The following is an 11,900-nucleotide window of genomic DNA, read 5'->3' as shown; positions in this document are numbered from 1 at the left end:
TCCTCCAAGGCAAAAATTGGCTCTAGCGGCCTAATCCTCTACTTTTAGATTCAGTTAAAAATGGGGGGATTACCCTATGATTTTAGAAACTTTGAAAATTACAGATTAAGAGTTAAGGTGTTGTGTTCTTGAATTAGTGCCCCTGGAAATGGGGAAGAGCCATTTTTGTGAGGATTTAAATATTCTAATTTAAACCCTCACGGACGTTAATATCCAGCAAGATTATTTTGTGAGAGTCGATTTATTCTTTTTTTTATTTGAAGCGACATTTAATGAGTCTTTTGGTTTGGAAGGATAAATAATAGGGCCATTATCCAGATGGCCGCTCACCGCTCTACCTTGACTATCAGCGCCAGTAACTTCTGTTTTATGTTCGAGAATTACTGCTTTATTTGAACTCATACAGAATGCAGATGATGTTAAAATTAAGGATATAAAGATTAAAACTAATTTATTCATAATTGTTCCTTATTATAATAATTCTATATTAGAGCATTATCTACTTACAGAAATAGAGGCACGACCGCTTGCATTTGAAGAGGTGTCTCCTGAAATCGTTGTTGTTGCTTCCAGTGTATAACTTCCGGCATAAGAAAAAGAACAGGTTAGATAACTATTTGAGCTGTTTGAGTATGAGCCTCCCTTGGAAACACCAACGGTTGTTTGATCATGAAAACAATAGGTTGAATTAGCACATAATTTAATATTTACAGTATAGGTTTGGTAGCTTCCAGAGGTGTTGTGAATAGAGAAGCCATGTGAGCCATTCGTATAAATATTGCTGTTCACTGTTCCTCTAGCATTATCTGCGCGTGCGTTGGTTGAAGCGGATGAAAAATAAATATTAGGGGTATTTTCTATATGGCCTGCAATTATAGTGATTTTATTATCAGGACTACTGAACCAGGAATGATGCTCCAGTATTTTAGCACCCTTAAGTTCCAATGCATAACTAGATGATGTAGCAACAAGTGCTCCGATTAAGATTAATTTTTTCATTATTTTTCCTTTTATTGGACGTTGCGGTACATTCTTTTATTACTTGATTTGGTTGGATTTTGAATTCCATTAATTCGCACTATTTTAACCAAATATTAATTGAGTGTTTATCCAAGTATAACTGCCATCTTTTTCTACACTGAAAGGCTTTATAGAAACCCACCATAAGTTATTTTTATTGTTTATGCACGAATACTTCCCTATTTTCCCCCCACGTAGGGCTTTTCTGTAATCTTGAGCTTCAAATGAGTTATTGGTGACATTGGCATTATGTTTCAGTCTTAAATATTCGTTTTGTGCTGCGTTCAAAGCATAATCCTGTTTATTAACATTATAATTCTCAGAGCCAATTATATTATTAATAGTTATTTGGGATGGCGCAGATGCTTTGGCATTTTTATAGGTGTAAAACACGGCTTGTTTTATATCGTCTTCAGAAATATATAAACCTGGAGGTGGATTATAATAGGCCTGTTTAATTACTAAATTTCCTCCCTGAACCTGACAGAAATTGTTTATATCATCATGTGGTCTTTCTATTCTACTGGCGAGCAATCGAATATTGATAGAGTTTTTGGATGTTTCTTTATTATAAAAGCCTGTAGTACGACCAAGCTGATCAGTAAAGCGTTCTCTCATAAAGTCGGCTAATGAAGTGTTTTTATATTTTAGAGCAGCTTCTTTCGATAAAGGCCTTTGGCAACCGGCACATATTTGATTATCTATCATTGTGCATGAAGATATAACAGAGCTTATTGAAAGGGCAAGAAATAACTTTTGAAATTTACTATTTACAGAATACATATTTAACAATCCAAACTGTCTAAAATTAAATTTACTTCCTTTAAAGTGTCTACATTGCGTCTACACGATTTTCTGAATTTTCTAAAACTACTCGTAACTACTTGATTTCATTGGTGGGCCCACTAGGACTTGAACCTAGGACCAACGGATTATGAGTCCGCTGCTCTGACCAACTGAGCTATAGGCCCGGAAGAGTGCCATTGTAATGGCTTATGCGGTTAATTGCTACAATTTTTTTGTGAGACAGGTAGTCTGTCTCACAAATTAGGTGTCGTCTCCTTCTAGGAAACTGCGTAGCTTTTCGGAGCGGGAAGGGTGGCGAAGTTTGCGTAGGGCTTTGGCTTCGATTTGTCGAATCCGCTCGCGGGTTACGTCAAACTGTTTGCCTACTTCTTCTAAGGTGTGATCGGTGTTCATTTCGATACCGAAGCGCATGCGGAGTACCTTGGCTTCTCTTGGCGTTAGGGTTTCTAAGATTTCAAGAGTTGCTTCACGTAAACCTTCAGCGGTTGCGCTGTCGATTGGTGATTCAATGTTGTTGTCTTCAATGAAATCACCTAAATGAGAGTCGTCATCATCACCAACAGGTGTTTCCATGGAGATAGGTTCCTTCGCGATTTTCAATACTTTGCGTATCTTATCTTCGCTGAGTTCCATTTTCTCAGCCAACTCTTCAGGGGTGGCTTCTCGTCCGGTTTCCTGGAGAATTTGGCGTGAAATACGATTGAGCTTGTTAATCGTTTCAATCATATGCACTGGAATACGTATGGTGCGAGCTTGGTCGGCAATCGAACGAGTGATTGCTTGGCGAATCCACCAGGTTGCATAAGTTGAGAACTTATAACCACGACGATATTCGAATTTATCCACAGCTTTCATCAGACCAATGTTTCCTTCTTGGATCAAGTCAAGGAATTGTAAGCCGCGGTTGGTGTATTTTTTAGCGATTGAAATAACCAAACGCAGGTTGGCTTCGACCATTTCTTTTTTCGCACGTCTTGCTTTGGCTTCACCAATCGACATTTTACGATTGATATCTTTAATTTCACTGATACTTAAACCATATTCTTCCTCAAAACTAGTAAGTTTTGATTGTAGGCGTAGGATTTCTTCTTTGAAATCTTCTATGCGCGTCATATCGAGTTTTTTGCCATGTTTAGCAACCAAATCTACTATCCAGTTGAGATCAGTTTCTTGGCCTGGGAAAGTATCGATAAAGAGTTTGCGTGGAATGCGTGCTTTCTCGATACAAATCCGCATGATAGTACGCTCAAATTCACGGATATGATTTCGTAATTGACGGAAATGTCGGGTAAGACGATCGACTTGTCGTGAGGTTAATTTCAATTTTAAGAAAGACTCAGACATAAGATCTAGTAAAACGACTGTTTCTTTGGTGGTACGTCCATGTTTTTTTAATGCAGTCATCGCGTGTTCATAGTTCACACGTAACTCATCAAAATAAATTTTTGCTTGTTCTGGGTTGGGGCCATCATCGGCTTCGACGATTCCTCCACCTTCTCCATCTTCATCCTCTTCGACAGCAAGTATTTCTTCAGCTATCTCGTCATTTTGTTGAGATTCGTCGAGCATAGAACCGATACTTGTAGGAGGAGCCTCTTCTTCTGAATCGGCAAAACCGCTGATAATTTCGCTTAACCGCATTTCTTCCACGAGCACTCGGTCATAATCTTCTAATACGAGTTGTACGGTTTCAGGATAATGAGCCAGCGATTTTAGGACTTGGTAAATTCCCTCTTCAATGCGTTTGGCAATTCGTATTTCGCCGTCACGAGTTAAGAGTTCGACAGTACCCATTTCACGCATGTACATGCGCACCGGATCGGTTGTACGACCTGTTTCCTTGTCGACAGAAGCTAGAACAGCTGCTGCCTCCTCAACATCTTCTGGGGCTTCTTCGGTAGTACCTAAGAGCGCTAATTCATCATCACTTGGCGGCAATTCGAATACTTTAATATTCATGCCTTCTAGCATAGAGATAATGACATCAAAATGTTCGGTATCAACAATGTTGGGTAACAGATCGTTAATCTGAGCATACGTCAGGTAATTTTGTTCTTTGCCCAAGCTAATAACTTTGGTGATTTGCGAGCGCTGTTGTTCTTGATCATTCATGTTCATAGGCACTTATCAGGTGAGTGATTAAAAGCTACAAAAGGGTTTGATTATAAACCCGCAAACATAAACTTGCTAGCATATTATGTGTTAATTTTTATCATGCGCAGTTTGATGTCTTTGTTTCATCATTTCTTGCAATATTATTCTTTCAGAAACAGTTAAGCCCTGATTTCGTGATTTTGCAAGGAATAAGTTAATTTTATTTTCTAAATTTTGTTTTTGCAAAAATAATATAATATCAGTAAATTTTTTAATTAGCTCTTCCTCTGGTTCTTGATGGTCCCAGCCTGCTAATTTTCCTAATGACTCAAAATAGGCGGTGTCACGCCATGCTTCGATGAGGGTTGCTGTGTTGGCCTCAGGTGAATTTTCGATTTGTCTTAGAAGTTTTTGCAATATTTCCTGTCCTTGGCCGTCAAGCAGCTCGGGATTGATATTCGTTTTACAGGCAGTATAAATTTCGGGATTTTGAACAAGCAGCGCAATGGCTAAGCGAATCGGTGAGTTGGCAATTTTTTTACTGGTTTCTTGCACTTTTTGTTGCAAATTATCATGCAAGATTTGCAATATTCGGTAATTCTCAATATGCGTCATGCGCGACAATTCATGAATCAATAGCTGTTTATAGGGTCCATCTTGCATTTTTAGCAGATAAGGTTTTGCGGCATTAATCAGCTGGCTTTTTCCTGCCACACTGAAAGTATCAATTCCATTCGCGATGCTATCTAAGAAAAAACGATTTAAAGGAGTCGCATTCTGTAACCGGGTTTTGAATTGTTCACTACCTTCTTCTCGCACCAGACTATCCGGGTCTTGCCCTTCAGGTAGAAAAATAAAACTGGCATCGAGACCTGTATTTAACTCAGGTAAACAACTTTCTAAAGCTCTCCAGGCCGCTTGTCTTCCTGCTGCGTCACCGTCAAAACAAAAAATAAGTTGTTTAGTATGCTTAGCTAATAGTTGAATGTGAAAGCCGCTGGTTGCAGTACCTAAAGCGGCAACAGCATTGCGAATGCCATGTTGGGCTAGGGCGATGACATCCATATAGCCTTCAACAACCACAATGTTCTCGATGGTATTCTGCTGCTGGAGAATTTGGTGCAGGCCATAAAGTTCACGACTTTTTTGGAAAATAGTTGTTTCTGGGGAATTTAAATATTTGGGTTTTTGTTCCGCATCAATTGCTCGCCCGCCAAAACCAATGATTCGTCCATGTCGATCATGAATGGGAAACATAATGCGATGGCGATACCGATCGTAAGTTTTACCATCGTCTTTTTTTATCAACATGCCTGTTGCTATGAGTTCATTTCGATTGCGCTTAAATTGTAACTCAAGAGTTTGCCAACCTGCTGGTGCGTATCCTATTTGATAGAGCTTCGCTATTTCTCCACTTAGACCGCGTCCTCGTAAGTAGTTAATAGCTACTTCTCCATTGGTTTTTAAGGTTTGTTGATAGAATTGACTCACTCGCGTCAGCAATTGATACAAACTGAGCGACTGTTGATTTTTTTCAGGATTGCCTTCACGCGGTACTTTCATGCCTAAGCGCGCGGCTAAAGTTTCTATCGCATCAGTAAAACCTTGATTCAGATAGCTCATGATGAAGCTAATGGCATTGCCACTCACGCCACATCCGAAGCAATGATAAAATTGTTTTTTTGCTACCACATTAAAGGAAGGTGTTTTTTCACTGTGGAAAGGGCAGCAGGAAATGAAGCTAGTTCCACGCTTTTTCAATGGAACATAGCCGTCAATTAGCTCTACGATATCTGTTCGGCCAAGCAGTTCATCGAGGAATGGCTGTGGAATTAAGCCAGACATGAACGCGGCTAACTCAATTTTGCCTTGATCAAGAGACTAACTTTGCTCATATCGGCTCGACCTTGTAATTGTGGCTTTAGAATAGCCATGACCTTGCCCATATCACTCATTTTTGCTGCTCCTGACTCAGTAAAGGCTTGGGCAACAAGTGCTTCGATTTCTTCATCTGATAAGGGGGCAGGCAAATAATGACCGATAACGCCTAATTCATATTGCTCTTGAGCGACCAGATCATCTCGACCGGCAGCCTCAAATTGAGCAATAGATTCCTTGCGTTGCTTGGCAAGCTTGTCTAAGATGATTAACATGCGTTCATCATCAACGACAATACGCTCATCGATTTCGACTTGTTTGACTGCAGCAGTGATAAGACGCAAGGTGTCCAGTTTCTGTTTTTCCCTGGCACGCATAGCGTCCTTAAGATCGTTACTAATGCTGTCTTTAATAGTCATGATTATTTACGTCGGTGTTTGAGGCTGCGACGAGAAGATGTATCACGAGAAATCTTTTTAAGATGGCGTTTTACCGCAGCAGCTTGTTTGCGCTTACGCTCAGCAGTTGGTTTTTCATAAAACTCTCGGCGACGCAACTCAGTCAAAATTCCTGCTTTTTCGCAGGATCGCTTGAAACGGCGTAGTGCGTATTCAGGGTTTTCGCCCTCTTTCACACGAACGGTAGGCATTAACTATTCCTCTGGTTTAATTGAATACAATAGGTTGGCAATTCTAGTGCCAGTTCTTGTAATCGTCAAGTTTATTTATAGTTTAGTTGGTTTGTAAGTAAAAGATGTAGCTAAAAAGTTGAAAATAGAAGAGGTTTTACAAGGATCGGGTAGATTGTGTATCGCAGATCTTTGTATAATTGTCAGACATTATTTGAATTGAGGTATTGATGCGCGTTTTAGGCATTGAGTCGTCCTGTGACGAAACAGGGGTAGCCATTTATGATTCTGAAAAAGGGTTACTCGCTCACGTACTCCATTCACAAATAGCTATTCATCAGCTTTACGGTGGGGTTGTGCCGGAGCTTGCTTCGCGCGATCACGTCAAATATTTAGTTCCGTTAGTTGATGAGGTTTTGCAACAAGCGGAAATCAATAAGACCGAACTTGATGCTTTAGCCTATACTGCGGGGCCTGGTTTAATCGGAGCGTTGTTAACGGGTGCTTGTTTTGCAAAAAGCTTAGCCTTAGGTCTTAATATACCCGCATTAGCAATTCATCATTTAGAAGCGCATATATTGGCAGCAAAACTGGACTCTCCGCAGCTTGATTTTCCCTTCTTGGCTTTATTGGTTTCAGGAGGGCATACACAATTAATCGAAGTGCAGGCTTTAGGTGATTATCAATTACTTGGCGATACTTTAGATGATGCTGTTGGAGAAGCTTTCGATAAGACAGCAAAATTAATGGGTTTAGCTTATCCCGGGGGAGCTATTTTAGCGGGGTTAGCAGATCTCTGTCCGCCAGAAGTGACTCAATCATTCCCCCCGTTTCCACGACCAATGACCGATAGACCCGGTTTGGATTTTAGTTTTAGTGGATTAAAAACACATGCATTAACTACTTGGAATGCTAGCAAAAAAGATGAGCATGCTCGAGCAATCATTGCAAAACTTTTTCAGCAAGCGATTGTGGACACGCTTTTAATTAAATGTAAACGAGCGTTAAAGCAAACCGCTAGTCGACGATTGGTTGTTGCTGGTGGAGTAGGTGCGAATCGCAGTTTACGAAGTTCATTGAACGCTTTAATGAGTGAGCTAAAAGGAGAGGTTTATTTCCCTCGTCCAGAATATTGTACGGATAATGGGGCTATGGTCGCTTATGCAGGCTGTTTGCATTTATTGCAGGGTAGGAAGGACTTAAGTTCTGCTATCGATGTTAAGGCGCGCTGGCCTCTTGCGAAAAATGCCTGAGTAACCTAGGCAGTGTTCTTTTAATTTTACCTGAAATCCCTCATCCTACCGCTTAACTTGGAGGGTCAAGGCGACCTATCTAAGTCCTGGATTTTCCGGTCAAGCCAGAATGACGAGAATTAAGCCAGATAAGGGGGATAAAGGTCGGAGTAAATTAGTTCCTCGACAAAACCTACTCCTTTGGTTTTTTAGTAATTGGTGTTTTTGGCGCTAAGGTTTCTTTCTTTTTAGTGGTGGATGTCTTTTTCGGCCTAGGTTCAACTGCAGGAGGTAGTTTTTCTTCTTCTGCATCATGTATCGCTAATAATTCTTCTTTTTCTGCCTCAAGGGAAGGGGGTAAAGATTCCGGCTCTTCTTCATCAAGTTGATTATCTATCGCTTGTTCTTCAATGGCAGCGATTATTTCTTCATCCAAATTACTACGCTTGAATTTAATTTTCGGTTCATCGCCGTCAATTAAGCGGGTAATGTTATTGCGATGTTTGTACAGTACAAATAAGGCAATAAAAAATAGGGGCGGAAAAATGTCTAATCGTCCGATGGTAAGCAGTGCATACAAAGGGGCAAGGGCCATCGAAATGATTGATGCAAGAGAAGAGTAGCGGGTAAAGTTTGCTACCAACAACCAAGTGGCAATGACTATGACACCCAGAATAAAATGCAATCCGAGTAAAGCACCTATCGCTGTGGCAACTCCTTTTCCTCCATGAAAACCAAAAAAAACGGGGTACATATGTCCCAGCACAGCCGCGAGGCAGGTAAAGCTAATTGTAATGGGCTCCGCATCAAATATTTTGGCTAAAAGAACGGGTAAAAGCCCTTTTAGCATATCGGCAATTAAAACCATGGCGGCATATTTTTTACCTGCTAAACGAAGAACGTTGGTAGCACCAGGATTTTGTGAACCGGAAATACGAGGGTCAGGGAGAGAAAACAAGCGACTAACAATGACGGCAGAACAAACGGAGCCAGATAAATAGCCAAGGGCTACAAAAAAAATAAAGACCAAGACTGCCATTGTATGCCTCCTACATTGTAAAGACCTGAATTAGGCCCTTTTCCTACCCTTTAATGAGATATATTATTCAGCAAAGCGAGCTGGATGTGAAGTGTAAAAGCTTAATCTGGTAAAAACATCGCTTGTAAATTATTCGTGTAACGACGGCCAAATGGCGTAATTTGCCAGAAATGCTCATTCTTTGAAATAAGGCCGGTTTCGGCGGCTTTCTTCAGGAAAGGTTCTAGCGTAGCAAATGACAATCCTGTTCGTTCACTAAATAAGGCATTTGGAATGGCTTGTTCCAAGCGACTTGTATTGAGCATGTATTCAAAGAGTAAGGAACTATTATCAACGGGTTCTTTGGCAGCGAGGAAAGGTTTTTCTGGGTGTAGATAATCACTGGGTTGGCGTTGTTTGCGGGTGCGAAAAACCTGATTACTGTTCTCATGGGTCATTTTGCCATGAGCACCAGCGCCAATGCCGTAATAATCCCCAAAGAGCCAATAATTTAAATTATGTTGGGCATATTTTTCGGCTTGACAAAAAGCAGAAATCTCATAACGCTGATAGCTGTTTGCAGCTAAATAAGCGAGGCCTTGTTCTTCTATCAGGCAAACTTCATCTTCGTTGGGTAGACTAGGGCGTTGCTTGTAGAAAAGGGTGTTAGGTTCTATCGTTAATTGATACCAAGATAAGTGCTCGGGCTTGTGTGATAAAGCGATATTTAAATCCTCCAGTCCTTGCGAAATTGATTGGCCGGGTAAACCATGCATAATATCTATATTTAGATTAGTAAAACCAGCATTGCGAGCGGCTTCAATTGCTTTATGAGCTTGTTTATCATCATGGATACGGCCCAAGGCTTTTAAATGCAGCGGATTAAAGCTCTGAATGCCAATAGATAGGCGGTTGATGCCTAATTGTCGATAATCAGTAAATCGTTGTTGTTCCACTGTACCTGGATTTGCCTCGAGAGTGATTTCAATATCTTTTGCAAAAGTGACTAACTTTTGTAGGCGAGTGAACAAAGAGACATAAGCGTCGGCAGAGAGTAGGCTAGGCGTCCCGCCGCCAATAAAGATAGTTTGAATTTCACGCCCAGGAAAATGAATTAAATCTGCTGTAAAATCAGCGACTAACGCATCGATATATTGCTGCTCAGGCAAAATCTCGGGGCTTTTGTGTGAGTTGAAGTCACAGTAGGGGCATTTGCGAATACACCAAGGAATGTGGATATACAAAGAGGTTGGTAACATTATTTAAATCAGACTGGCTTGTTCAAGACTGCAATAGTATCATAGTTTGCTTTGAATTGCTGAGTAGCTTAGTGGCTTGCCAGAGGGGTAACCTACCAGAATGCGAAAAAAACCAGTTTGTACACAGAAGACAGTTGTTGCTAAATCAAGACTGTTTACGATAGAAGAGATGCATCTTCGTTTTTCGAATGGTGCTCAACGTTCTTTTGAGCGAATTCGCAGTCATGGACATGGAGCTGTGCTCATTATTACGCTTACTGCCAGCGAATCGCTGCTTTTGGTGCGTGAATATGCTGCGGGAACCGATAGCTATGAATTAGGCTTTCCTAAAGGTTTAATTGAAAAAGGAGAGTCTTTGTTCGAAGCAGCAAATCGCGAGTTGCGTGAAGAGGTTGGCTTGGCTGCAAAACGCTTTGATTGGTTGAAAACCCTTAGTTTAGCACCTGCTTATTTTGGTGCAAAACTTGAGCTGGTTGTGGCCAGAGACTTATATCCTTCACCGCTTTCCGGGGATGAGCCTGAGCCTCTTGAAGTAGTGGAATGGCCTTTAAGTGCCTATAATGAATTGTTGGTACGTCCTGATTTTTCTGAAGCGCGTAGCGTTGCTGCGCTTTTATTAGTAAAACAATGGTTAGAAGGGGAAAAATAAAAATGAATAAGCGAGTTAGAGTAGCGATTACAGGCGCTGCGGGACAAATTGGATACGCATTGTTATTCAGAATTGCATCAGGACAAATGTTTGGTCCCAACACCGATGTCGAATTGCAATTACTGGAATTAGATCAAGCCTTACCTGCTTTAGAAGGTGTGGCAATGGAGCTCGATGATTGCGCATTCCCGCTACTTAAAAATGTGGTTTGCACTTCTGACTTAAACCGGGCTATGGATGGTGTAAATTGGGCATTATTGGTAGGTTCTGTTCCACGTAAACAAGGTATGGAGCGTGCTGACTTATTGCAAATTAATGGTGGAATTTTTACCAAACAGGGAAAGGCTATCAATGATCATGCTGCTCAAGATGTTCGTGTTTTTGTGGTCGGTAATCCTTGTAATACTAACTGTTTAATTGCTAAACATCATGCGCGAGACATTCCTGATGAACGTTTTTATGCAATGACCACCCTCGATGAGCTACGTGCACGTACTCAACTTGCAAAAAAAGCAGACGTTGATATTACTCGTATAAGCCAAATGACAATTTGGGGAAATCACTCTTCGACCCAATATCCTGATTTCTATAATGCAAAAATCAATGGTTTTTCAGCGGCTACTGTTATCGATGACGAGGTATGGCTAAAAGATACCTTTGTTTCAACAGTCCAACAACGTGGTGCTGCAATTATTAAAGCGCGTGGCGCTTCTTCTGCGGCTTCAGCAGCTAATGCAATTATCCATGGGGTAAATTGTTTAACCCATGATACGCCTACGATGGAATCTTTCTCAATGTGCCTCAGTTCTCAAGGTGAGTATGGCGTTGATGAAGGTTTAATGTTCTCTTTTCCTTGCCGATACGAGCATAATGAAGTTCGTGTTGTGGAGGATTTGAAATTTAACGAGTATAGCCAAGTTAAATTCAATGAAACTCTAAACGAGCTTCGCCAAGAACGCGATACAGTGAAGGAATTAGGCTTACTGGATTAATTGCGTTTGATTTATGTTGTCATTCGCGCGAGAGTTAAGGGTAATTCCCACTTTCGCGAGAATGACTCATAGGGAGATTGCTAATGAAAGTTATCAAAATAGCGTTAACAGTTATGCTTTTATGCATTGCTAACCTAGCTAGCGCAATTACTACCTGGACCTGCACTGCTGTTGATACTAAAAATAATGTGTATTCTGGTAGCGGTGTCGATCTTGAAGCTGCCGAAGCCAGCGCAATAACCGCTTGCTCTCAGGGCTTAGAATTTGCAAGAAACTGTGCGGTACAAAATTGTTCTGAACAGCAGCAACCAAAACCCTAGATA

At 40.9% G+C, this 11,900-nt stretch carries 13 protein-coding genes and 1 tRNA gene; 4 read left to right on the top strand and 10 right to left on the bottom strand.

Annotation, left to right across the window (positions count from 1 at the left end; all coding sequences use genetic code 11):
• Nucleotides 1-222: 222 nt before the first annotated feature.
• The 8 genes from Ldro_RS12570 to rpsU all read right to left on the bottom strand — a co-directional run bounded on the left by Ldro_RS12570 (nucleotide 223) and on the right by rpsU (nucleotide 6,448).
• A complete protein-coding gene (locus Ldro_RS12570) occupies nucleotides 223-459 on the bottom strand; it encodes a hypothetical protein (RefSeq protein WP_058496744.1) in 237 nt (78 codons plus the stop codon).
• 36 nt (nucleotides 460-495) lie between these two features.
• Complete coding sequence (locus tag Ldro_RS12565; protein ID WP_058496743.1) at nucleotides 496-999, bottom strand: hypothetical protein; 504 nt, start codon at nucleotides 997-999, stop codon at nucleotides 496-498.
• Between the two features lie 84 nt (nucleotides 1,000-1,083).
• Entirely contained in the window at nucleotides 1,084-1,803 is a 720-nt protein-coding gene (locus Ldro_RS12560) for a hypothetical protein (protein ID WP_058496742.1), read from the bottom strand.
• A gap of 111 nt (nucleotides 1,804-1,914) precedes the next feature.
• A tRNA-Ile gene (locus tag Ldro_RS12555) sits at nucleotides 1,915-1,991 on the bottom strand.
• A gap of 76 nt (nucleotides 1,992-2,067) precedes the next feature.
• Complete coding sequence (gene rpoD, locus Ldro_RS12550; RefSeq protein WP_058496741.1) at nucleotides 2,068-3,945, bottom strand: RNA polymerase sigma factor RpoD; 1,878 nt, start codon at nucleotides 3,943-3,945, stop codon at nucleotides 2,068-2,070.
• A gap of 84 nt (nucleotides 3,946-4,029) precedes the next feature.
• Nucleotides 4,030-5,766 (bottom strand): DNA primase, encoded by a 1,737-nt coding sequence (gene dnaG / locus Ldro_RS12545; RefSeq protein ID WP_058496740.1) that lies wholly within the window; start codon nucleotides 5,764-5,766, stop codon nucleotides 4,030-4,032.
• Between the two features lie 8 nt (nucleotides 5,767-5,774).
• Nucleotides 5,775-6,218, bottom strand: a complete 444-nt coding sequence (locus tag Ldro_RS12540; RefSeq protein ID WP_058496739.1) for a GatB/YqeY domain-containing protein — start codon at nucleotides 6,216-6,218, stop codon at nucleotides 5,775-5,777.
• A gap of 2 nt (nucleotides 6,219-6,220) precedes the next feature.
• Nucleotides 6,221-6,448 carry a 30S ribosomal protein S21 gene (gene rpsU, locus Ldro_RS12535; protein WP_058496738.1) on the bottom strand — a complete coding sequence of 76 codons (228 nt, stop codon included), beginning with the start codon at nucleotides 6,446-6,448 and terminating at the stop codon, nucleotides 6,221-6,223.
• Nucleotides 6,449-6,657: 209 nt separating this feature from the next.
• Between rpsU and tsaD the strand changes: the two genes are divergently transcribed.
• Nucleotides 6,658-7,680: a tRNA (adenosine(37)-N6)-threonylcarbamoyltransferase complex transferase subunit TsaD gene (gene tsaD, locus Ldro_RS12530; RefSeq protein ID WP_058496737.1), complete on the top strand. Its 1,023-nt coding sequence runs from the start codon at nucleotides 6,658-6,660 to the stop codon at nucleotides 7,678-7,680.
• 172 nt (nucleotides 7,681-7,852) lie between these two features.
• On the opposite strand, the gene plsY is transcribed toward tsaD, so the two are convergent.
• Both plsY and hemW read right to left on the bottom strand, forming a co-directional pair.
• Nucleotides 7,853-8,698: a glycerol-3-phosphate 1-O-acyltransferase PlsY gene (plsY, locus tag Ldro_RS12525; RefSeq protein ID WP_083497960.1), complete on the bottom strand. Its 846-nt coding sequence runs from the start codon at nucleotides 8,696-8,698 to the stop codon at nucleotides 7,853-7,855.
• Between the two features lie 101 nt (nucleotides 8,699-8,799).
• Nucleotides 8,800-9,936, bottom strand: coding sequence for a radical SAM family heme chaperone HemW (gene hemW, locus Ldro_RS12520; RefSeq protein ID WP_058496736.1), 1,137 nt, complete (start codon nucleotides 9,934-9,936; stop codon nucleotides 8,800-8,802).
• 100 nt (nucleotides 9,937-10,036) lie between these two features.
• Here hemW and nudE point away from each other — a divergent pair, with 100 nt between their 5' ends.
• From nudE to Ldro_RS12505, 3 genes are all read left to right on the top strand, one after another.
• On the top strand, nucleotides 10,037-10,585 hold the full coding sequence (gene nudE / locus Ldro_RS12515; RefSeq protein WP_058496735.1) for an ADP compounds hydrolase NudE: 549 nt from the start codon (nucleotides 10,037-10,039) through the stop codon (nucleotides 10,583-10,585).
• A 2-nt stretch (nucleotides 10,586-10,587) separates the two neighbouring features.
• Entirely contained in the window at nucleotides 10,588-11,577 is a 990-nt protein-coding gene (locus tag Ldro_RS12510; protein WP_058496734.1) for a malate dehydrogenase, read from the top strand.
• An 83-nt stretch (nucleotides 11,578-11,660) separates the two neighbouring features.
• On the top strand, nucleotides 11,661-11,897 hold the full coding sequence (locus tag Ldro_RS12505) for a hypothetical protein (protein WP_058496733.1): 237 nt from the start codon (nucleotides 11,661-11,663) through the stop codon (nucleotides 11,895-11,897).
• Nucleotides 11,898-11,900: the final 3 nt, after the last annotated feature.

Source organism: Legionella drozanskii LLAP-1 (genome assembly GCF_001467585.1).
Classification (GTDB): Bacteria; Pseudomonadota; Gammaproteobacteria; order Legionellales; family Legionellaceae; genus Tatlockia; species Tatlockia drozanskii.
Note: the sequence above shows the minus strand (reverse complement) of the source record. Positions and strands in the feature narration are given on the sequence as shown.

Coding starts and splice junctions, on each gene's coding strand:
- Ldro_RS12570 (WP_058496744.1), bottom strand. CDS start 459: ATGAATAAATTAGTTTTAATCTTTATATCCTTAATTTTAACATCATCT.
- Ldro_RS12565 (WP_058496743.1), bottom strand. CDS start 999: ATGAAAAAATTAATCTTAATCGGAGCACTTGTTGCTACATCATCTAGT.
- Ldro_RS12560 (WP_058496742.1), bottom strand. CDS start 1,803: ATGTATTCTGTAAATAGTAAATTTCAAAAGTTATTTCTTGCCCTTTCA.
- rpoD (WP_058496741.1), bottom strand. CDS start 3,945: ATGAACATGAATGATCAAGAACAACAGCGCTCGCAAATCACCAAAGTT.
- dnaG (WP_058496740.1), bottom strand. CDS start 5,766: ATGTCTGGCTTAATTCCACAGCCATTCCTCGATGAACTGCTTGGCCGA.
- Ldro_RS12540 (WP_058496739.1), bottom strand. CDS start 6,218: ATGACTATTAAAGACAGCATTAGTAACGATCTTAAGGACGCTATGCGT.
- rpsU (WP_058496738.1), bottom strand. CDS start 6,448: ATGCCTACCGTTCGTGTGAAAGAGGGCGAAAACCCTGAATACGCACTA.
- tsaD (WP_058496737.1), top strand. CDS start 6,658: ATGCGCGTTTTAGGCATTGAGTCGTCCTGTGACGAAACAGGGGTAGCC.
- plsY (WP_083497960.1), bottom strand. CDS start 8,698: ATGGCAGTCTTGGTCTTTATTTTTTTTGTAGCCCTTGGCTATTTATCT.
- hemW (WP_058496736.1), bottom strand. CDS start 9,936: ATGTTACCAACCTCTTTGTATATCCACATTCCTTGGTGTATTCGCAAA.
- nudE (WP_058496735.1), top strand. CDS start 10,037: ATGCGAAAAAAACCAGTTTGTACACAGAAGACAGTTGTTGCTAAATCA.
- Ldro_RS12510 (WP_058496734.1), top strand. CDS start 10,588: ATGAATAAGCGAGTTAGAGTAGCGATTACAGGCGCTGCGGGACAAATT.
- Ldro_RS12505 (WP_058496733.1), top strand. CDS start 11,661: ATGAAAGTTATCAAAATAGCGTTAACAGTTATGCTTTTATGCATTGCT.